The organism is Bradyrhizobium erythrophlei (genome assembly GCF_900129505.1).
Classification (GTDB): Bacteria; Pseudomonadota; Alphaproteobacteria; order Rhizobiales; family Xanthobacteraceae; genus Bradyrhizobium; species Bradyrhizobium erythrophlei_D.
Map to the genome: position 1 here is coordinate 412842 of NZ_LT670818.1, position 21140 is coordinate 433981.

21 protein-coding genes are annotated in these 21140 nt (G+C 64.1%); 11 read left to right on the forward strand and 10 right to left on the reverse strand.

Features of this window, described 5'->3' with window-relative positions; genetic code table 11:
- Positions 1–103: 103 nt before the first annotated feature.
- Together B5525_RS01930 and ggt are read right to left on the reverse strand one after the other, a co-directional pair.
- Entirely contained in the window at positions 104–313 is a 210-nt protein-coding gene (locus tag B5525_RS01930; protein ID WP_079564356.1) for a DUF6894 family protein, read from the reverse strand.
- 121 nt (positions 314–434) lie between these two features.
- Complete coding sequence (gene ggt, locus B5525_RS01935; RefSeq protein ID WP_079564357.1) at positions 435–2021, reverse strand: gamma-glutamyltransferase; 1587 nt, start codon at positions 2019–2021, stop codon at positions 435–437.
- A gap of 159 nt (positions 2022–2180) precedes the next feature.
- On the opposite strand from ggt, the gene B5525_RS01940 reads away from it, so the two are divergent.
- Both B5525_RS01940 and B5525_RS01945 read left to right on the forward strand, forming a co-directional pair.
- Entirely contained in the window at positions 2181–2933 is a 753-nt protein-coding gene (locus tag B5525_RS01940) for a rhodanese-related sulfurtransferase (RefSeq protein WP_079564359.1), read from the forward strand.
- On the forward strand, positions 2926–3141 hold the full coding sequence (locus B5525_RS01945) for a SlyX family protein (protein WP_079564360.1): 216 nt from the start codon (positions 2926–2928) through the stop codon (positions 3139–3141). Before B5525_RS01940 ends, B5525_RS01945 begins: the two co-directional genes overlap by 8 nt.
- A gap of 26 nt (positions 3142–3167) precedes the next feature.
- On the opposite strand, the gene B5525_RS01950 is transcribed toward B5525_RS01945, so the two are convergent.
- Positions 3168–3383 carry a hypothetical protein gene (locus B5525_RS01950; RefSeq protein ID WP_079564362.1) on the reverse strand — a complete coding sequence of 72 codons (216 nt, stop codon included), beginning with the start codon at positions 3381–3383 and terminating at the stop codon, positions 3168–3170.
- A gap of 556 nt (positions 3384–3939) precedes the next feature.
- On the opposite strand from B5525_RS01950, the gene hemE reads away from it, so the two are divergent.
- Positions 3940–4911: a uroporphyrinogen decarboxylase gene (gene hemE / locus B5525_RS01955; protein ID WP_425305286.1), complete on the forward strand. Its 972-nt coding sequence runs from the start codon at positions 3940–3942 to the stop codon at positions 4909–4911.
- 145 nt (positions 4912–5056) lie between these two features.
- Here hemE and hemC read toward each other — a convergent pair whose 3' ends face one another.
- The gene (hemC, locus tag B5525_RS01960) at positions 5057–6040 is read right to left on the reverse strand and encodes a hydroxymethylbilane synthase (protein ID WP_079564365.1); all 984 of its coding nucleotides are present in this window, start codon (positions 6038–6040) and stop codon (positions 5057–5059) included.
- Between the two features lie 251 nt (positions 6041–6291).
- Between hemC and B5525_RS01965 the strand changes: the two genes are divergently transcribed.
- The gene (locus B5525_RS01965; RefSeq protein WP_079564367.1) at positions 6292–6537 is read left to right on the forward strand and encodes a hypothetical protein; all 246 of its coding nucleotides are present in this window, start codon (positions 6292–6294) and stop codon (positions 6535–6537) included.
- A 16-nt stretch (positions 6538–6553) separates the two neighbouring features.
- Here the strand turns inward: B5525_RS01965 and B5525_RS01970 are convergent, their stop codons facing one another.
- Together B5525_RS01970 and B5525_RS01975 are read right to left on the reverse strand one after the other, a co-directional pair.
- A complete protein-coding gene (locus tag B5525_RS01970; protein WP_079564368.1) occupies positions 6554–8188 on the reverse strand; it encodes a GMC family oxidoreductase in 1635 nt (544 codons plus the stop codon).
- Positions 8189–8236: 48 nt separating this feature from the next.
- Positions 8237–8743 (reverse strand): DUF1697 domain-containing protein, encoded by a 507-nt coding sequence (locus B5525_RS01975; protein WP_079564370.1) that lies wholly within the window; start codon positions 8741–8743, stop codon positions 8237–8239.
- 630 nt (positions 8744–9373) lie between these two features.
- Between B5525_RS01975 and B5525_RS01985 the strand changes: the two genes are divergently transcribed.
- The 3 genes from B5525_RS01985 (at position 9374) to B5525_RS01995 (ending at position 13122) form a co-directional block, all read left to right on the forward strand.
- On the forward strand, positions 9374–9910 hold the full coding sequence (locus B5525_RS01985) for a CAP domain-containing protein (RefSeq protein WP_079564373.1): 537 nt from the start codon (positions 9374–9376) through the stop codon (positions 9908–9910).
- Positions 9911–10146: 236 nt separating this feature from the next.
- The gene (locus B5525_RS01990) at positions 10147–12402 is read left to right on the forward strand and encodes an alpha/beta hydrolase domain-containing protein (RefSeq protein WP_079564374.1); all 2256 of its coding nucleotides are present in this window, start codon (positions 10147–10149) and stop codon (positions 12400–12402) included.
- 195 nt (positions 12403–12597) lie between these two features.
- Entirely contained in the window at positions 12598–13122 is a 525-nt protein-coding gene (locus B5525_RS01995; protein WP_079564376.1) for a c-type cytochrome, read from the forward strand.
- Here B5525_RS01995 and B5525_RS02000 read toward each other — a convergent pair.
- From B5525_RS02000 to mdoH, 3 genes are read right to left on the reverse strand one after another with little or no spacing between them, the layout of a single operon-like run.
- Positions 13083–14435, reverse strand: a complete 1353-nt coding sequence (locus B5525_RS02000; protein ID WP_154073018.1) for a hypothetical protein — start codon at positions 14433–14435, stop codon at positions 13083–13085. The two genes, B5525_RS01995 and B5525_RS02000, sit on opposite strands and share 40 nt — an antisense overlap.
- Positions 14419–15135, reverse strand: a complete 717-nt coding sequence (locus B5525_RS02005; protein ID WP_244567801.1) for an FkbM family methyltransferase — start codon at positions 15133–15135, stop codon at positions 14419–14421. The genes B5525_RS02000 and B5525_RS02005 overlap by 17 nt, the downstream gene beginning before the upstream one ends.
- Before the next feature lie 34 nt (positions 15136–15169).
- Positions 15170–16975, reverse strand: a complete 1806-nt coding sequence (gene mdoH / locus B5525_RS02010) for a glucans biosynthesis glucosyltransferase MdoH (RefSeq protein WP_172899801.1) — start codon at positions 16973–16975, stop codon at positions 15170–15172.
- A gap of 95 nt (positions 16976–17070) precedes the next feature.
- On the opposite strand from mdoH, the gene B5525_RS02015 reads away from it, so the two are divergent.
- From B5525_RS02015 to B5525_RS02030, 4 genes are read left to right on the forward strand one after another with little or no spacing between them, the layout of a single operon-like run.
- Positions 17071–18060, forward strand: coding sequence for a zinc-dependent alcohol dehydrogenase (locus B5525_RS02015; RefSeq protein WP_197687896.1), 990 nt, complete (start codon positions 17071–17073; stop codon positions 18058–18060).
- A gap of 10 nt (positions 18061–18070) precedes the next feature.
- The gene (locus B5525_RS02020) at positions 18071–18472 is read left to right on the forward strand and encodes a 6-pyruvoyl trahydropterin synthase family protein (RefSeq protein ID WP_079564380.1); all 402 of its coding nucleotides are present in this window, start codon (positions 18071–18073) and stop codon (positions 18470–18472) included.
- A complete protein-coding gene (locus tag B5525_RS02025; RefSeq protein WP_244567802.1) occupies positions 18466–19518 on the forward strand; it encodes a glycosyltransferase family 4 protein in 1053 nt (350 codons plus the stop codon). The genes B5525_RS02020 and B5525_RS02025 overlap by 7 nt, the downstream gene beginning before the upstream one ends.
- A complete protein-coding gene (locus B5525_RS02030; RefSeq protein ID WP_079564383.1) occupies positions 19515–20321 on the forward strand; it encodes a class I SAM-dependent methyltransferase in 807 nt (268 codons plus the stop codon). Before B5525_RS02025 ends, B5525_RS02030 begins: the two co-directional genes overlap by 4 nt.
- Here the strand turns inward: B5525_RS02030 and B5525_RS02035 are convergent.
- Positions 20282–21058 carry a RibD family protein gene (locus B5525_RS02035; protein WP_079572804.1) on the reverse strand — a complete coding sequence of 259 codons (777 nt, stop codon included), beginning with the start codon at positions 21056–21058 and terminating at the stop codon, positions 20282–20284. The two genes, B5525_RS02030 and B5525_RS02035, sit on opposite strands and share 40 nt — an antisense overlap.
- Positions 21059–21140: the final 82 nt, after the last annotated feature.

Consider the following 21140-nt stretch of genomic DNA (forward strand, 5'->3'; position numbering starts at 1 on the left):
TCCTGATGCGGAAATTTCAGGCAATACAGGGCCGCTTCACTTGGTCGTCAGCGAACCCGATTGGTTCAAGCGCTTGCGTCGCGCGCGATGCCGTGACGATCCCTCAGGCCCTCACCGGCGCATGGTAGATTTCCGAACCGGCCTCATCGACCACCACTACCGCGCGAGGCTCGCTGTCACCAGCGAGGTCGATGGCGATCTGTCGGGCGATCAGGTCGGCGGTTCTCCTGGCGTCATGCTCGCTGTCGCAATCCAGTCCGACCGGATCTTCGAGCCGGACTCGGTCGGCAATATCAAAATGAAAAATCGGCATTTTTCTCATCCTCCGAAAGGTCAATGCCCGGAGGGGAAGTGCGTTCCGGAATGAACGCGTTGTTAGAGATGGAAATCGCCGATTGCGCGGCGGTTCCATCGGGCCGCGTGCGCAACCGGGCTCAATAGCCCAGCGCGCAGCCGTCCTTGCGTGGATCGGAGCCGCCGGTGAGCGTGCCCTTGTCCCAGTCGATCCAGATCGCCTGGCCGCCGCCGAGCGGGCCGACCACGTTGGTGGTCTGGTGCCCAAGCTTCTTCAGCCCCTCGACGATCGCGGCGGGCACGCCGTCCTCGAGCTGATAGACGCCCTCGTAATGCAGGCCGCGCGGCATATCGATGGCCTCCTGCACGTCGCAACCATAGTCGAGCATGTTGGTCAGCACATGCACCTGCCCGACCGGCTGATACTGCCCGCCCATCACCCCGAATGGCATTTGCGCGCGACCATTTTTGGTGACGAGGCTCGGAATGATCGTGTGCAAGGGCCGCTTGCCCGGTGCGATGCAATTGGGATGGCCGGGCTGAATACGGAACCCGCCCCCGCGGTTTTGCAGGAGCACCCCGGTCTTGTCGGAGACGATCGCGGAACCGAAGGAATGCGCGATCGAATTGATGAACGAACAGACGTTGCGGTCCTTGTCGACCACGGTGATGTAGATCGTCGAGGGATTCATCGGCGGCGCCACGTTCGGCAGATCGCGCAAGCCGTCCATCCTGATCTTGCCGGCATGTTCCTCGGCGAATTCGGGGGTCAGGATCCTCGCCACGTCGACATTGACGTAAGCGGGATCGCCGATGTGCTGCTCGCGCATCATGTAGGCGGCCCGCGCCGCCTCGGCCTCGAGATGGAACCGCTCGACGCTGAGCGCCGGGAACCTGGTCAGGTCGAAGCGCGACAGGATATTGAGCATCACCAGCATGGTGATGCCCGGGCCGTTCGGCGGGCACTGCCAGACGTCGTGGCCCTTATAGATGGTGCCGATCGGGGAAGTGGTCTCGGTGGTATGGCCTTCGAAATCGTCCAGCGTGTGCAGTCCGCCGATCCCGCGCAGGGTCTCGACCATGTCCTCGGCGATGGCGCCCTTGTAGAATGCGTCGCGGCCATCCCTAGCGATGGCGCGCAGCGTCTTGCCGAGCTCGGGTTGCCGGATCACGTCGCCGGCGACCGCGGGCTTGCCGTGCGGCAGCAGATAGCGCTCGGTGTTGGTGCCCGTCTTCAGTTTTTCGAACTGGTTCTTCCAGTCGAAGGCGATGCGGGGGGCAACGACGTAGCCCTCTTCCGCGGCCTTGATCGCCGGCTGCAACAGGGTGTCGAACCCGAGCTTGCCGTGATCGCGCAGGATGGTCGCCCAGGCGTCGACCGCGCCGGGAATGGAGACCGCGTGTGCCGAGGTCAGGGGGATCGAGTGCATGTTGCGCTCGAGATACCATCCCGCTGTCGCGGCCTTCGGCGCGCGGCCCGAGCCGTTATAGGCAACGATCTTGCCCTCGCCCCTCGGCTGCAGCAGCGCGAAGCAGTCGCCGCCGATCCCGGTGGACTGGGGCTCGATCACGGCCAAGAGCGCGCTGCCCGCCACCGCGGCGTCGGCGGCGGTGCCGCCGGCCCGCATCACCTCGATCGCCGTCAGCGCTGCAAGAGGATGGGACGTCGCCACCATCGCGTTCTGGGCGTGGACCGTCGACCGGCCGGCGAGATGGAAATTCCTCATGCCAAATAGCTCACTTTTCCGTTTTAGCTTTATCGTTCGGGCTCGGATTTACATGGCATATTCATCCGGCCATGAGCAATGGTCCGGACTGCATAACACCCCATTAACGGCTTCGTTTTGCGGGTTTCCCGATCCGGCCCCTCCTGATAAACCGACGCGATGACGTACCGGGTCGCCGCATTCTATCAATTCGCCCCGCTGCCCGATTTTCGGGAGCTGCGCGAGCCGTTGCGTGCGCTTTGCGCCGGCCTGAAGTTGAAGGGCAGCGTGCTGCTGGCGCATGAGGGGATCAACGGCACCCTGGCAGGCGAGGCCGGCGCCATCGGCGAGTTGGCCGGCGAATTGCGCGACGGCGCCCTGTTCGGCGGCCGGCTCGACAATCTCGAACTGAAGTTTTCTCAGGCCCAGGCGATGCCGTTTCAGCGCCTGAAAATCCGCCTGAAAAAGGAGATCGTCACCCTCGGCACAACCGAGGCCGACCCGACCCGGCAGGTCGGCATCTATGTCGATCCCGTCGACTGGAACGAGCTGATCGCAGCTCCCGATACGCTTCTGATCGATACCCGCAACGCCTTCGAGGTCGCGCTGGGGACATTCGCCGGTGCCGTCGATCCCGGCATCAGGAGCTTCGGCCAATTCAAGGAATTCGCCGCACGCCATCTCGATCCCGCAAAGCACCGGCGGATCGCCATGTTCTGCACCGGCGGCATCCGCTGCGAAAAGGCATCGAGCTATCTGCTGTCGCGCGGCTTCACCGAGGTCTACCACCTCAAGGGCGGCATCCTGAAATATCTGGAAGGCGTGCCGGAGGCCGACAGCCGCTGGCGCGGCGAATGTTTTGTGTTCGACGAGCGCGTCTCGCTCGGCCAGGGTCTGCGGGAGCGGCAAGAGGAACAGCAATCCGATGAGTGACGATAAGACGCTCAGCGACCGCATCGATGCGCTCGAGTCCAAGCTGATGTTTCAGGACGAAGCCATCGAGACGCTGAACAAGACCATCACCGAGCAATGGCTAAAGATCGACGCGCTGACGCGCCAGGTATTGTCTTTGAGTGACCGCCTGCAGGAGGCCGAGGCGAACACGCCGGGCGCCGCGAACGAACCGCCGCCGCATTACTGAAGATTGAAGATGGCCCGTTCGCCGGATTATCGAAACACCGAGCGGACCTTGTCCCGCAGTGTGACGTTGTCCCGATCGACCCTTGAGGGCGAGGGTTGCGCCGCGCTGACCGGATCGGACGCCGGAAAGCTGTCGATCAGTCCGGCCTCCAGCCTGGCATGGATATCGTGGTCCGCCGCGGCAGCCTCGCGCGGATCGGCGGCATGCTTGTCGTGCGGCGCAGGATTGAATTTCTCAGCCATGTTGGGCCTCCTCTATCGGGGATAACGCGGCCGCAATCCGGACGTTCCGCGCGACACGCGCGCAAAATGCACGGAAACGGGCACAAGCAAGTCGTCCCCGGGGATTTATGTGTCGTATGACCGCTATTGCACAGACAATCGCCGCGACTTCGGCTCGACTGGGGCCAGCGATGAGATTGCATCCTCATCGCCGAGGTAAACTCGCCGGGCGCTCCGAAGACAAATTCCGACCCCAGCCCGTTTGGAATCTCCGATTTGGAGCGACCGCTGGACCTATACGCCAGGCTGGAGGACTGTGCGTTCGAGGTCCCATTGCTCTGACATCCCCCAAAAAGCACGTTTTGCGCGCGATAAGCATCCAGACGCCCGTGGCCGTGCCCTCGCCGGTCGGCAGCGGATCGTTGGCTTGGCCAAGTCCGCATCGACAGTGTATCAGGAGGCCGTATCCTGCTCCTCGATCACTCCCTGCGGAAGTAAGCGCTTGACCCAAATTCAACCCAGAAAACCGTTCCTCGAAGTGCTTTCCGGCAATCGCCAGCCGGTACCGCCGATCTGGATGATGCGGCAGGCCGGCCGCTATCTGCCGGAATACCGCGAAGTGCGCGCCAAGGCGGGCGGCTTTCTCGACCTTTGCTTCACGCCGGAATTCGCCGCCGAAGTCACGCTGCAGCCGATCCGCCGTTTCAATTTCGACGCCGCGATCATTTTCTCCGACATCCTGGTCATTCCCTACGCGCTCGGCCGTTCGGTGCGCTTCGAGGTCGGCGAAGGCCCCCGGCTCGATCCACTCGACACGCCGGAAAAGGTCGAAACGCTGGCGGCCAAGGCCGACTTCGGCATGCTGGAGCCGGTGTATGAGGCGCTCCGCCGCGTGCGCCGCGAACTCGATCCGAAGATTGCGCTGATCGGCTTCTGCGGCGCGCCCTGGACGGTCGCGACCTATATGGTGGCAGGCCACGGCACGCCGGATCAGGCGCCGGCGCGGATGATGGCCTATTCGCAACCCGCCGCATTTGCGAAAATCATCGACGCGCTGGTCGAGAATTCGGTTCAATACCTGCTCGGGCAACTCGCAGCCGGCGCCGACGTGCTGCAGATCTTCGACACCTGGGCCGGCGTGCTGCCGCCGCGCGAATTTGCGCGCTGGTCGGTCGAGCCGACCAGGCGCATCGTCGCAGGCGTCCGCGCCAAAGTGCCTGACGCAAAGATCGTCGGCTTTCCCCGAGGCGCCGGCGCGCTGCTGCCGGGATATGTGGAGGCGACCGGCGTCGATGCCGTCAGCATCGACTGGGCCGCCGAGCCGTCGCTGATCCGCGAGTGCGTGCAAACCAAAGTCGCGGTGCAGGGCAATCTCGATCCGCTGGTGCTGATCGCGGGAGGCGCTGCGCTCGATGCCGCGGTCGATGACGTGCTGGCGAATTACGCAAAAGGCCGGCTGATCTTCAACCTCGGCCACGGCATCCAGCCGGAAACCCCGATCGCGCATGTCGAGCAGATGCTGACGCGGGTGCGCGCGTTTAAGGAATGAACATCAAGCTAAGAATGTCGTACCCGCGAACCCAAGGTATCCAGTAATCGCCAGCGACGGCGATAGAACCGAAAGGCCGCGGCGTACTGGATCATCCGCCTTCGCGGATGATGACGAGGGTATTTGCTGGGGCACCCTCGAGCCATCACACCGGCCGGCTACGGTCGATGATCCCGGCTGCCCCCCCGGCCAGGAGTTCGAGCCCGACGGCGCGGCCGAGCTCGCGCGGGCGGTCGGCGGGTCCGGAGCGCGAGACCTCGATGAACAGGCCGCCGGCTTCGTCGAGCACCGAGGCGGTCAGCGACATCTGCGTACCGTCGATCGAGGAAAATCCAGCGATCGGCGAATTGCAATGGCCGTTGAGCACCCACAGCACCTCGCGTTCGGCGTCGGCGCTTTGATGCGCGGCGGCATCGTCGATGGCCGACAGGATGCGGCGCGTCTGCCAATCCTGCGCGGCGCATTCGACAGCAACAATGCCCTGGCCAACCGCCGGCAACATTTCCGCAAGCGAAAATTCGTAGGCGATGCGGTTCGCGAAGCCGACGCGCTGCAGCCCCGAGCGCGCCATGATCAGCGCGTCCGCGGGGCCGACCGCACCGCCGCCGGGCAGCCGCTGCATCTCGCAATTATCGAGCTTGCGGACGCGGGAGTCGGCGGCGCCGCGATAATGAATCACCTCGACCTCCGGAAACAGCCGCCGCGCATAGGCCGCGCGCCGTACCGCATTGGTGCCGATCTTGAAGCCCTTGCCGTGCGATCGCCTGAGATCGTCGATCGAAACGCCGGCGCGCAGCACCAGAACGTCGCCGGGCGGATCGCGCGACAATGTCGCGCCGATCACCAGCCCCGGGGTGTCTTCATTGCCCGGCATGTCCTTGAGCGAGTGCATCGCGGCCTGCAACTCGCCGGACACGACCGCCTGGCGGATTTCGGCGACGAACGCGCCGCCCTTGCCGCCGTGCTGCAAGAGCTTGCTGGTCTGATCGGAATCGCCCGTGGTCTCGAACTTGACAATCTCGACCTCGAGGCCGGGAACGGCCGCGGTCAGCCGCCTTGCGATTTCTTCGGTCTGGACCAGCGCCATCACGCTCTTGCGCGTGCCGATCTTGATGCGAATTGCCGCCATTCACTTTCCCTTCGCCACGCACGACCGCGGCACTTTTCCGACCGGTACATAAGGCCAGCCGATGCCCGAATGCAAATGAATGGCGGCCTCCCGCACCGCCGCCTCCCTGCACAACCGCCTCAGCGGCCTCTTCTAAATCCGAATTTAAGTTTCTCAAATCCAATTTAATGGCGGACGAGATACCCGGCCCTTACGCTGTAACTGACGAGAACATCCTGGCACTGGATGCCCCCAAAACAATGAGCCGAACGATGAAGATAAAATGCTTTCTGGCGGCACTGCCGCTCACGTTATCGCTCGCAATGTCAGCCGCGGCCGAGGCGCACACGAGGCCGATCAGCGCTCCGCCCCAGGCCTATGGAATCGTCGGCCGCGAGGTTGCCGCGCCGTCCTGGAGCGCCGCCTGTATGACGGACCACGGCCCCAGCGACTGCGGCGAGCCGATGTGGATCTATGGCAGCCCCGGCGCGATCGCAAGATACCGCAGCGCGTTCTGATCCTGGTTGAATTCGGCTAGGCATCCTGCAGGATCATATCGGCGGCCTTCTCCGCGATCATGATGATGACGGCGTTGGTATTGCCAGACACCAGATCCGGCATGATCGAGCCGTCGACGACGCGCAGGCCCTCCAGCCCACGTACCCGCAAGCGCTGGTCGACGACCGCCAGCGGATCGCTGCCCATCCGGCAGGTCGAGGTCGGATGATAGATCGTGCTGCCGCGCTGACGGCAATAGTTCAGGAGTTCTTCGTCGCTCGAGACCTTGGCGCCGGGGTCAACCTCGTCGACCACGTAGGGCTTGAGCGCCGGCGCGCGCAGGATTTTGCGCAAGATCTTCAGGCCTTCGACATTGGTGGTACGGTCGACTTCGGTTGCGAGATAGTTGATCCGTATTTCCGGCGGCGCCGCGGGATCGGCGCTCCTGATGCGCAGCGAGCCCCGGCTCTCGGGCCGTAGCTGGCAAACGGACGCGGTGAAGCCGGAGAACGAATGCAGCTTCTCGCCCATCTTGTCGGTCGAGAACGGCAGGAAGTGGATCTGGACGTCGGGCGTCGAAAGCCGCGGATTGGTCTTGAAGAACGCGCCCGACGTGCCGGCCGCGATCGACAGCGGCCCGGTGCGGAAGGCCGCATAGCGCAGGCCGGCCATTACCTTGCGGGCCGGCGAGTTGACGATGTCGTTGAGCGTGATGCGCTGCGTGCAACGCATCACCACGCGGACCTGCAAATGATCCTGCAGGTCGTTGCCGACGCCTGCTGCGTCGAGCACGACATCGATGCCGTGACCGCGCAGCAGCTCCGCCGGACCGACGCCGGAGAGTTGCAGCAATTGCGGCGAGTTGTAGGCGCCGCTGCAAACCAGGATTTCCTTGCGCGCCCGCGCGGTCCGCAACGCGCCTTCCTTCCGATATTCGACCGCGACCCCACGGCGCCCTTCGAACAGGATGCGCTGCGCCAGCGCCGCGGTTTCAATATGCAGGTTGGTCCGGCTCTTGGCGGGGCGAAGATAGGCCACCGCGGTACTGGCCCTTCTGCCGTGCCGCGTCGTGGTCTGGAAATATCCGGCGCCTTCCTGTGTCGCGCCGTTAAAATCCGCATTTTTGGGAATGCCGGTCTCGGCGGCCGCTTCGATGAAGGCCGCGGAGAGCGGGTCGGCGTGGCTCAACTCCGATACCGGCAGCGGGCCGCCGACGCCGTGGAATTGGTCGGCGCCGCGCGCCTGATCTTCGGCCTTCTTGAAATAGGGCAGCACGTCGTCGTAGCCCCAACCATGATTGCCGCGCTGGCGCCAGCGATCGTAATCCTCATGCTGGCCGCGGACGTAAAGCAAGCCGTTGATCGAACTCGATCCCCCCAGCACCTTGCCGCGCGGCTGAAACACCGTTCGTCCGTCCAGCCCCGGCTCGGGTTCGGTCTGGTACATCCAGTTGACGGTCTTTTCCTTGAACAGCCGGCCATAGCCGAGCGGCACGTGGATCCAGACATTGGTGTCCTTCGGGCCGGCTTCGAGCAGCAGCACCGAATGCCTGCCGTCGGCGCTCAGGCGGTTGGCCAGCACGCATCCGGCCGAGCCTGCGCCCACAATGATGTAGTCGAATTCCGGGGTCTCGGCGGAGCCGTGAGCCGCGGATGGAGCTTTGTTGTTCATTCTATGGCTGGCCCACGCTACCTGCGAAAACACAGTAGGCGATTGAGCTTATCCAGCCAAACCTGTCAACTTGGCGATGGTGGTCATGTTGCGGGCGGTGCCATCCGCCGCGGCCGGGATTTTGAGCTTCGATTTGCCGATTCCGTCGCGGTAATGGACGTAGATCTCCCGCTTGCCGAGCCGGACTTCTTCGCCGGCTCGCCCGGTGATTTGCGATAGAGCCGCCGCGGGCGGCGCTTTGTTCAAGAAGATCGCCACCGTGAGATTCGGGGCGGCCTTCGGAAACGGGTTCGCCTTGAGGACCGCGGCGAGCTCAGCGGCGGTACGGACCAGAACCCCGATGGGCTTGCCGGCGTAGTCCTTCAGGCTGGCCTCAAGCGCCGCCCTGATCCCGCCTTCGGGTTTTCCGCTCTTGAAGATCACATTGCCGCTGGCGATGAAGGTCCTGACCTCGGCAAAGCCTGCAGCCTCGCACATGGCCTTCAAGTCGTTCATCGGAAGCTTGCCGGTGCCGCCGACATTCACGGCCCGCAGCAACGCAACGAAGGTTTTCAATCCACGTCTCGCTGTCACCCGCGCCTTGCAAGTACGCATCTACTGCTGGGTCGCCGAGGCCGATTGGTCGGCTGGTTTTCCGAAAACCCGGCGACAGCCTTCGCTCAGACTCGCACGCTGCTTGCGCATACAAGCGGTAATACGTTCCACACTCGGAATTTCCGACGCACAAAGCCGAAAAACGTCGCCGGTGCAGAGACGGCGCTGATCGTCTTGGGTAAACGCGCGGCCCGTTGCTGGCAGCATTGTCAAACAAATAGCCAGACCCGTTGCGATCCCCAGATGACGAACTGTGAACAGATCAACTGGCATATAGTGTCCCCTGGATTGACCGACGTTGCGGTCGCCACCAGACGGTTGGCCGTCTTGGAATCATCCACCATGGTATCGATACCAAGGCCGATGCTTCAAGATTCTCAACCACAAGTGCACCGAAATTTTGCAACGGCGCCGGCAACGCAATTGCCGTCCCCTGATTTGGAACCGGCGTCCTTTGTCTCGGCGGTCCCGCGGGGCATTAGAGGGTCAGGCGTTGGGGTTTCCTGGCGATTCCAGCGCCTGCGCTCATTGCGATAGCCGGAGAAAGAATGTTATTCGAGGCGAGCTTGTTGGTCGCGAACACGGTCGTCCATGAAATCACACTTCGCCATTTTGCTTTCCTTGGCTTTGCTTTTCGGCGGTCTGGCTGCCGCGGAGGCCTCACCTGCAGAGATGATTTCCGGCTTTCGCCTGAAGCACGGCGAAGGACGCGTCGCCATCGACGCTACTCTGAATCGGATTGCGCTGGAACAGGCCAAGGCCATGGCCGCAAGAGATAAGCTCGACCACGATGTGCTTGGATCCTTCGGTTCGCGGATCGCACCATCGAAAGCGGGGCGGGCCGCGGAAAACATTGCGTATGGCTATGACAGTTTCGAAAAGACGCTCGATCAATGGATCACCTCATCGGAACATCGAAGAAATCTCCTGCTCTCCAAGGCCTCTCGTGTCGGTGTCGCCAGCGCAACAAGCGCTACTTCTCATCGCACCTATTGGGCCATGGAGATCGCGGGCGACTACGAACCGCCACGGCGGCTGGTCGCCGCCGGCACGAAGACGCCGCCGGCAGCCAAACGGAAGGCGTCTGTTCAATCCTGCCGGGTCAGACTCCTCGGCCTCTGTTTTTGATCGAGATCATCGAGCACAACGCACGAAGTTGAACTCTCTCCAGACTTCAACGAATGCGCTAGCAGCCACGTACGCATTTCTGGCATGTGGCATACAAAGTGCGTTGCAGCATCTTCCCGTCGTCTGTTAGCGTTTCGCTGCTTCAGCGCCTTTCTGAGGCGCTGTTGGCTCAACCGTTCACGACATGGCCAATCTGGCGATGCGTAAAGAACGGACACAACAGGGGAGGCTAAATCATGGTTCGCATTGCGAGCGCGCTATCCTTGCGCGTGCCTGAATCCCACAAACGCAAACTCTCTTACTCTGGAATAGCAAGTCTTCTGGCGACCAGCATCCTGGTCGCAGCGCCCGTTGCAGCAGACGCGCGCACCACGCAGATTCAAATCCAGTCCAGAGGCACTGCCTTCGGCGGCCATTCGTTCGCCGGCGTCGGCCAATACGAATTCATCACGGGGGTAGCGACGGGCGAGGTCAGCCCGACGAATCCGCAAAACGCTCTCATTACCGACATCCAGCTCGCACCGAGAAACACGCGCGGCAATGTCGTCTATCAGCACAATTTTTACATTTTGCAGCCTTTGGACCCCAGCAAGGGCAACCACAAGATGATGTACGAGCCGCCGAACCGCGGCGGCAAGACATATCAAACACTCAACAACACGCCGGATGGCACCAACGACCCGGCCGCACTCACCGATGCGACCGAGCTTGACGACTCGTTCCTGTGGACCCGCGGCTATATCACGGTGTGGTCGGGCTGGGAAAACAACCTCGGACCGCTGTCCCCTCCCTATCCGGCGACCGGTCCCGTGGCGACGGCTTCCTTCCCGATTGCGCACGGTGCGAACAACGCGACTCTCACCGGCCCCGGATATGAGTACATCGTAACCGGCGGCGCCACGTTCACGCTGGCTTATCCCGCCGCTTCAGGAAACCAGGGCGCGCCGGACGCCGTCTTGACCCATCGCGTCCATCTCGACGATCCTGCCGTCGTCGTCCCGACCAGCGGCTGGGCCTATACCGACGCCACCAACACAGCGATCAAATTGACTAGCGGGAATTTCGTCAACAATGACATTTACGAGTTCTCCTATATTGCCAAGCACCCAACGGTAAACGGATTGGGTCTTGCGGCGATCCGCGACTTCAATTCGTTCCTGCGTTCCGCGTCACATGACGATCTCGGCGCGCCCAACCCGATCAAGGGTCACATCGACCGCATCTATACGGAGACCTCCTCGCAGCCGGCCCGGACCCTCAACGACTTCGTCCATCTCGGATTCAATGAGGATGAGAACCACAGGAAGGTTTTCGACGGAATGATGCAATGGATCGGAGCCGGCGATGGTCTCAACATGAACTACCGCTGGTCTCAGACCAAGCGCACCAACCGCAACCGTCAGGAACTCCTCTATCTCGAGGGCCTTTATCCGTTTGCGAACGTACCGACCTACGATCCAATCTCCCGTACCAGCGACTGGCGCTACAAGAAGTGCGAGCAGACCCACACCTGTCCGCTGGCGATGGAATTCTATTCGGCCAATGAGTACTGGGTGAAGGCCGGTTCGCTGATGAGTACCGACCCGACGGGAAAAGTCGACCTGCCGGATCATGAACTCACACGACTGTATTTGCTGTCGAGCAAGCAGCATGGCGGCGCCGGCAACCCCACGACGAAGGGCGTCTGCCAGCAGTTCCTCAATCCGCTCGACTCCGCGCCCGTCCAGCGGGCGCTGTGGACCGATCTGGACGAGTGGTCGACGCGCGGCAGCGAACCGCCGCATTCGCAAGTGCCGAAACTCCGGGACGGCACACTTGTGCCGCCATTACCCCGCGACAGCGTGGGCTTCCCGGAGATTCCCGGCGTCACCTACACAGGCCTGAAAACAACCCGGTATCGGTTCAACCTGGGTCCGAACTTCTATCAGACCTTTGTGCCAACGATAAATCCACCGGTCATCACGCCGCCTTACGAGGATAATCCGGCTAACGGTCCGATCTATCCGAGCTACGTGCCGAAGACCGACAAGGATGGCAACGATATCGCCGGCATTCGGTTGCCGGAGCTGACTGTGCCGCTGGCGACCTACACGGGCTGGGGATTGCGGTCCGGTGTCTGGGCGAACGACGGATGCGAGGCCTCCGGCCAATACATCCCGTTCGCCGCGACGACGGCGGCCCGTACGGCGGCAAACGACCCGCGCCTGTCGGTTCAGGAGCGTTACCCCTCCTTTGGGTTCTACAAGACGCAGGTCGTATTGGCGGTCGACAAGCTGGTGAGGGACCGCTTCCTGATCTGCGACGACACCCAGGAAATCGTGAACCGGCTGCTGCAGGCCGGTCTTGCCGCGGGCGTACCCGCACCAGGCGCAAACGAGAGCACGTCTGCTCCCGATCCGGTTCCCGCGTGCCAGGGACGGATGCCGCCTCGCTATCACTATCATCATGTCTACGAGCGTGATGGGGATGGAAACGATCATGGCTCGCACTAGACCATAAATTTCCGTCTCAATAAGCGCGGGTGGCGAATGGGTTTCGCCACCCGAATTGCAGTTGGGGGCCTCAACCCTTTCCCGGATGCGCGGTCACGATATCGTAAGGCACACAACCCGTTGGCCGCTGTTTTATTTCCTATCCGGTGTATATTTCCCACGCTTGGCTGACAGACGAACGCGTTGGAGGCTCACATGCGGTTCCTTGCGGTGATCGGCGCACTGGCAATCCTGGTCGGCATCGGTGCGACGCTGTTCTTTTTCGGAGGTTTTTACAGTGTCGCGGGCACCGCCGAAGACCCGGCCATTGTCACCTGGGCACTGACCCGAGTGCGCACCGCCTCGATCAACCGCAATGCCAGCGACCAGCCGCCGGCCTCCATCAATATCAGTGATGCCGCCACCGTACAGGCCGGCGCCAAGGCGTTCGCCGCGCGTGGCTGCGCCAATTGCCATGGCGCGCCGGGCGTCAACTGGGCCAAATTCTCCGAAGGCCTGCATCCCGATCCGCCGGACTTGAAGGACGTCGTCGGTGAACTCTCCCCGGCGCAAATGTTCTGGGTGGTGAAGAACGGCATCAACATGACGGGCATGCCGAGCTTCGCACAGGCCGGCGTCAAGGACGATGAGATCTGGTCGATCGTCGCGTTCCTGAAGAAGCTGCCGGTCTCGGAAGCCGACTACAAGGCCTGGACGGTGCAACCGGCCGCGTCGCATTGAGGTGCCGCGGCGACCACGCCACCGGCGATGCCGGCGAGAACCGCCCAATAGGCGTAACGGAAGTCGGACGCGACGCCGACGGCGAGAAAGCTCAGCACGTAGACGGCAGCTGATCCGCATGTACCCAGGGCAAAGGCGCCTTGCGGCGTCGTCCGCCGCCGCCAGGCGAAGCCGCACACGACTATACAAACCAATAGCCACGCGCCGGCCCGGAATAGCGGCGTCGCCTTGAGCCTGTCGTGCAAGGAGACCAGCGCGACGAAGGCCGGACGGTCCGCAAACACATTTTGCGTCGGGCGCTCGACGTCGGCAACCCACATGGTGAGGTTGTCGTTGCCAAGGAAATTCCACATGAACGCGGCGCGATGCCGCAGATACGCCACCGGATGGCGCATGATCGCACGCCCCCAGGCTTCGGTGATGGCCGGCGTTCCGAACAGCTTTTCCTCCCGCTCGATCTTGCGCATCACAAAATCGCAGGGCTCGAGCCGCCAATAGATGTCCCATTCGGTCGGCTGGTAGCAGGTGTTCAAGAGCTGCGTGGTCTCCTGCTCGCTCCAGCTGACCGGAAACTGGTTCTGTTTGGCGAAGTGGCTGATGCCGCCGAGATCGAACATCATGATGGGCTGCAGCGGATGTTGCCGCGTCGCGCCCAGCGCGCCGTAATAGACCACCTGCACCAGCGCAAATAATCCCGCTATGGCCGGAACGAACAGAATTGCGGTACGCCTCAGGGTCATTTGCATCGGCCAGGCAATGTAAGCGGCCAGCACGGGCGCGGCGATCAGCGCGTTTGGACGCAGCAACACGCCGAAGGCGCAAAGTGCAAGCGCCAGTGTCTGTGCCGGCAAGCGAAACCGCGGGCCGCGCCCAGCGGCGACGAAGGCGATCGCGGCCGCCAGCAGCCAGGTGGTCGCGAACAGCACGTCGCGCCAGATCACCCCGACAAAGACGAAGGCTGGCGGCAGCAGCGCCAGCAGCGGCAGCAGCATGGCGAGCCGGGTGGAGCGGCATGCCAGCGCCAATGCCAGCAGTCCAAAGCCGAGCCAATAGGTGGTCGCGATCAGCAAGAACATGCTGGCCGCGCCGGGCGCGACCGGGTCGATCATGCCCCACAGCACGGTCATCACAGGGGATTGCCAATCGCCGAGCACGCCCTTGGCGATATCCTCGTAAACGAATTTGGCGTCGTAGGTCATGATGCCGGGATAGAAGATCGACAGCGTCAGGGCATAGCCCGCGGCGATCACCGCGCAGACGGCCAGGTACAGACGTCGCCGCATCGGCTGCCGGCGGTCAGGTGAGAACGGCATAGATGTCCCCGGAGTTGGCCGCGTGCGGAAGCCCGCTCAGCCAGCTGGCCATCTCTTCGCCGCCGACCCAGTCGGCGCGCACCAACGTCTGGCTCTCGCCGAGCGCAGCATTAAACCGCGCATAACCCAGCGCGATGCAGCGTTCGATGCAGGCGAGCGCGACATCGCGCTGGATGGTCGTGAACTCGAATGACAGCGCCTTGACCGCGCGCGTCAGTCCGGCCAGCGCGTCCGCCTCGAACCCTTCGACGTCGATCTTGATGAAAGAGGGTCTGCCATGCTTGCCGATCAGCGCATCCAGCGTCGTCACCGGCACCTCCACCGACCTGGTCCAGCGCTGGGTTTGCCAGCCCGGCGCATCGCGCGCGGCGCCGATGAAAGCAGGCGACGCCGTCGAAACCGTGGGGTTATCGGCATTGATCATCATGCAGGTCGAGCCCGCCACGCGGCCAACCGCCGCCGCCTCGATCGCGACATCGGCCCTGCGCCCGTACAACAGCTTGAGCATCCAGAGCATGGCGGGCTGCGGCTCGACCGCGACAACGCGCGCGCCGAGCCGACGGAACGAGGCCACGCGGTCGCCGACATGGGCGCCGATATCGAACACCAGATCGCCACGCCGCACGAAGCCGCCATAGAGCCGGTCCATCGCCGCGGCGCGCGACCTGTCGCCATAGTAGATGCGAAGCGACCGTAGCAAACCGGACGCGGTCCTGAGGCCTTCGAACATCGCCTCAGACCGCGCTTGGCTGGCGCGACGGCGCCGCCGCCTCGATCGCGGGCAGCGCCAGGACCATCAGCGCCGCCGGCCTCTCGGTCTCCTCGGGCAGCCGGCCGATGCCGATCCTCGCGGCAAAATTGCCGAGCCAGGGCCACGCGCTCATCACGGCAAACGGGATCGCCAAGGCTGGCCCGCCGGCGAGAAACAACGCATAGGGAATCGCCGCCGGTTGCGTCGTCGCCAGCAGGCCGAGCGCCAAGCATCCGAGCAGGGTGTGCGGCCATAGATTATGCAGCGCCAGCGTGAACGGCACCGCGTGATCGTCACGGGTCTGTCCGATCCAGCCGATTTCCCGGCCGAACAACAGGCCCGCAAGGAAGATCGTATGGCCGAACCACAGGATCGGACATAGCAGGATCGAGTACAGGGTTTCGATGACGAAGTTGACGCTGAACAGTCCGGCGCCGCCAAACCCGCGGCGAAGTTTTGGATGCAGCAGGATGTCGATGGCGCTCGCGATCTTCGGCGCGAACCACATCACGAGAACGCAGACGAACAGCGCCATGCCGGCGTCGGCGCGCATGAAGCTTGCGGGCGTATCGGAGTATGCGACCGCAAGCGTGCCGAGAACGAGCAGCCCGATCCAGGCCGGAGAGCCGATGAACATCAGGATCGCCAACACCAGTTGATAGCGGCTCACCGGCTTGAGGCCGGGAAGCCCGAGAAACTGCCAATACTGCATGTTGCCCTGGCACCAGCGCAGATCACGGCGGATGAATTCCAGCAGGGTCGGCGGATTTTCCTCCCAGCCCAGATCCTCCTGCGGCAAAACGCGCACATCGTAGCCGGCCGCGCGCATCAGCGCCGCTTCGATCTGGTCGTGGCTGAGGATATGGCAGTCTTCCACGCCGTCCCTGGACAGAACCGGCAGCGCGCAATGCGCGATGAACGGCTTCAGCCGCAGCACCGCGTTATGGCCCCAATAGGGCCCGCAATCGCCCTGCCACCAGGCGCTGCCGACGGTGTAGGACCGCATCCCAAGCCGCATGCCGAACTGAAAGACACGCGCGAATGCGCTGGTCGATGGCAGCCCGACGATCAGCCCTTGCAGAATACCGAGCCTGGGATCGGCCTGCATGATGCGAACCAGGCGGAGAACGGCATCCGCGGTCATGAAGCTGTCGGCGTCGAGCGTCACCGCGAATTCATGCTGGCCGCCCCAGCGCTCGCAGAACTCACGGATGTTGCCTGCCTTGTAGGCCGTGTTGACCGTACGGCGCCGATAGATAATCGCGACCCGGCCGCGCCAGCGCGCGGCGAGCGCCGCGAAGCAGGCCTCCTCGCTGGCAGCGATCCGGGCATCGCTGGTATCGCTGAGAGCATAAAGAACAAAGCGCTCGCCGCAGGCGGCCGTGTCGAGGCCCGCGAGCATCGGCTCGAGATTGCGGATCATCCGCTCCGGCAACTCGTTACGGATGCATAACAGTATCGCGGTCGAGACCGTCACCGGCTCGTCGCCGCGGATGCGCGCCGCCGTCGGCATGATCGCAGCGATCGGATCGGCGGCAAACCGCATGATCAGAAACCCGATCACGGCGTTCCAGAATCCCGCCACCATCCAGGGCAGCGTCACCGCGAACAGCGCCAGCAGCGCGATGTCGATCGTGTCAAAGCCACCCGGCGTCAGCGCCAGCGCGGCAAGCGCCAGCGATCCGGCCATGGTGAAGGCGAACAGGACGACAAACAGCACCCGCCGGCGGAAAATATCGGGTCCGGCGGCGTCGGCCTCGATGGCTTGAGATGGGGAACGTTCTAACACAAAGGGTACGGCTTCCACTCGCGCGGGCAGACAATGCTTGCTCGATGATATAACACGACAACCGTCCAGGAATTCCAAGCCAGGGATAAAAGAAATTGGCGATCAGCCGGACCAATGAGGTTGCCCAGGCGCTCTGGTATAGCGCGTGCGGGCAAGCCGAGATCCGCCAGGAAACGCTCGCGCCGCCTGGCGCCGACGAAGTGCGCGTGCGGGCGCTCCACGGCGCGCTCAGCCGCGGCACCGAAGCGCTGGTGTTCGCCGGGCGGGTGCCAGAGAGCGAATTCGAGCGTATGCGCGCGCCCTTCATGGCCGGCCATTTTCCGTTTCCGGTGAAATATGGCTATGCCACCGTCGGCCGGATCGAAGGTGGCACGGAGGGCTTGCGCGGACGCACGGTCTTCACGCTGCACCCGCACCAGGACCTGTTCAACATACCCGCGAGCGCCGCCATCCTGCTGCCGGAGAGCCTGCCGCCGCAACGCGCGGTGCTGGCCGCCAACATGGAGACCGCGCTCAATGCGGTCTGGGATGCGGCGCCGGGTCCGGCCGACCGCATCGCCATCGTCGGCGCCGGCGTGGTCGGATCTCTGGTTGCGTATCTGTGCGGACGGCTTCCCGGCGCGGAGGTGACGCTTGTCGACGTCAACCCCGCACGCGCGGAATTGGCACGGGCCCTCGGGGTTAGCTTTGCGGGACCGGAAACGGCCAAGGGCGACTGCGACCTCGTCGTGCACGCCAGCGGCAACGGGAGCGGACTCGGCACGGCGCTGGCGCTCGCCGGTGAGGAGGCAATCGTGCTCGAAATGAGCTGGTACGGCGACGCGCCGGTGACAGCACCCCTCGGTGGCGCCTTCCACAGCCGCCGGTTGCGACTGGTGTCGAGCCAGGTCGGGCGAATCGCGCCGTCGCACCGGCCGCGCTGGACGCACGCCCGGCGGCTTGCCGCTGCGCTCGCGTTGCTCGCCGATGCCCGGCTTGACGCGCTGCTGGCGCCGGCGATTGCGTTTGTTGATCTGCCGCGGCGGCTGCCCGATATTCTCGACGCTGGAAGCGGCATACTCTGCCAGCCCATTACTTATTCCTGAAGGAGGTCCCTTGTTCGCCGTTGAAGTTCGCGACCACATCATGATCGCCCATTCGTTCCGCGGCGCCGTGTTCGGCCCGGCGCAGGCGCTGCACGGCGCCACCTTCGTCGTCGACGCGGCCTTCATCGCCGAGACGCTCGACAGTAACGGCATCGTCATCGACATCGGCCGGGCGCATGACGCGCTGAAGGCCGTACTGGCGGCGCTGAACTATCGCAACCTCGACGACGTGCCCCAATTCAAGGGCAGCAACACCACCACCGAATTTCTCACCAAGCATATTTACGATGCGCTCGCCAGGGACGCCCGCGCCGGCGAGCTCGGCCGCATCGGACGCGAACTGAAGGCGATCCGCGTCACCATCTCGGAGTCGCATGTCGCGCGCGCCTGGTACGAGGCGGATTTGTGGTAGGGCGTTTTGCGTTCGCCGTTCCCGGTGATCTGGCAACTCCGACCGGGGGGTACGGCTACGACCGGCGCATGATGGCCGAACTCGGCGATCTCGGCTGGCAGATTGATCACCTCGACCTCGGCGAAGGCTTTCCATGGCCCGACGAAGCGACGCGCGCGGAAGCGCAGACGCAACTATCCGCCGTGCCCGCCGGCCGCCCGATCGTCATCGATGGCCTGGCGCTCGGCGTATTGCCGGAAGCCGCCTTGCGGCTCGCCGCCCGCAATCCGCTGCTGGCGCTGGTGCATCATCCGCTGGCGCTGGAATGGGGATTGTCGGCGGCACAGGCCGACGCGTTGCGTCGAAGTGAACGAGCCGCGCTTGCCGCCGTCAAGAGCGTTGTCGTCACCAGCGCTGCCACGGCAAGCCTGGTCGTCTCCGACTACGGTGTGCCGGCCGAGCGCATCTTGGTTGCGAGGCCGGGCAGCGATCCGGTGCCTTTGGCGCAAGGCAGCCATGGCGACATCGTCCGGCTGCTGTCGGTCGGCGCGGTGGTGCCTCGCAAGGGCTTTGACGTGCTGATCGCGGCTTTGGCGACGCTCATCGATCTGCCGTGGCGGCTAGCAATTGCCGGTGACCGCACCCGCGACCGTAATGCGACCGCGCGGCTTGATACCGACATTGCGTGCTACGCGCTCGGAGATCGGATTGCAGCGCTTGGTGCGGTATCGCCGGAGCGCCTCGCGGCGCTCTACACGGAAGCCGATCTATTTGTCCTCGCCTCCCGTTTCGAAGGCTATGGCATGGCCTATGCCGAGGCGATCGCACACGGCCTGCCCGTCATCGGCAGTACTGCAGGTGCGATCCCGGACACCGTCCCGCCGGACGCCGGCCTGCTGGTCGCGCCAGGTGATATCGAGGCATTGGCACAGGCGCTGCGCCGCGTCATCGGCGATGCCGCCCTGCGACGGCGGCTGGCCGAAGCCGCGCGCGCCGCAGCACCGCAGCTTCCGACCTGGCGGCAGTCCGCGAAAATCTTTGCCGGCGCTCTGGAGCGGCTCGCATGAGCAGCTTCTCCGCCGACTGGCTGACGCTGCGCGAGCCCTACGATTTGCGCGCGCGTAATCCAGCCGTACTCGACGATGTCGCGGCCTCGCTCGAGCGGCTTTCCTCGGTGCGGATTGTCGATCTCGCCTCCGGCACCGGCTCGACCGTGCGCGCGCTGAGCCCGCTTCTGCCGGCGCGGCAGAACTGGAAGCTGATCGATAATGATCTCGGCCTGCTGGCGCGCGCCGTGGCTATGCCGCTCGCTAAGCATGCGACCATCACTGCCGTCCCGCTCGACCTCAACCGCGATCTCGAGGCCGCACTCGACGGGCCGCTCGATCTGGTGGCGACCTCGGCCCTGCTCGATCTCGTCTCCGAAAGCTGGCTGGACCGGCTCGCGGTCGAGATCGCCACGCGCGCGATCCCGCTTTACGCGGCGCTGAGCTATGACGGGCGGATCGCGTTCACACCATCGGATCCGCGCGACGCCGACATCGTCGCCGCGGTGAACGCGCATCAGCGCACCGACAAGGGCTTTGGGCCGGCGCTCGGGCCATCGGCCGCCACTTTCGCCATCGCGCGGTTCGAAGCACTCGGCTATTCCGTGGCACACGCCACGTCCGACTGGGCGATGGGACCGCATGACCTCGACATCCAGGCCGAACTGCTGGCCGGCTGGGCCAGCGCCGCGCGCGACACCGGCGCGCTGTCGCCTGCCGATACGATAGCCTGGCTCAAGCGCCGCCACGCCGCGATTGCCGAGGGCGGCTCACTCGTTGTCGGTCATGTCGATTTCTTCGCGACACCAAGCGGCACGCGCTGAGCCGACAGGTCACAGTCGAACAGCACATCGTCGCCGATCTGATGCACACGAAAGGGCATCCGCTGCGCCTGATCGGCGCGCTCGACCGGCGGCACGATCAGACCCGGGCCCCCTGCTCCGAGGACGATCGGCGCGACCATCACGTGCAGGCGGTCGAGACAGCCTGCGGCGAGAAAGCGCGACACCGTGTTGGCGCCGCCTTCGATCAGCACACGGCGCATGCCGCAGCCGGCGAGCGCGGCGAGAATCGCCGATGGGGCGATTTGCCCATCGACCACAGGCAGAGCGACAATTTCCACGCCGGACGGCGGCGCGCAGCAGGTGCCCTGCGCCGTGATCAGCAGGCGGCGGACACCGTTGTCGGCAAACATCCGGGCGGAGCCGCCAAGCCGGCCCTTCGGATCGACGACGACGCGCGCCGGCTGAGGCCCGGCGACGCGCCGCACCGTCAATTGCGGATCATCCGCAATGGCGGTGCCGACGCCGACAACGACGGCGTCCATCAGCGCCCGCAGCCGGTGCAGATGCACCAGTCCCCCCGGTCCGTTGATATATTTCGAATGTCCGGATTCCGTCGCGATCCGGCCGTCGAGCGACTGGCCGATCTGGCCGACGATCACGAGGTCATCCACTGTGCCCTTGCGCAGCGGACCGAACACATCCGCCCAGGCCCGCGGCAAAGGCTGGCGCCCTTCGCGGAATAGATCGCTGAAGTCTTCCCAGCGATCGGAAGACACGGATTTGCCCGATGGGAAATTGCTGGTGTGCACGCAAAAATCAAGAACACTGTGGGGTTGCGATAACAATGCGACTATCTGC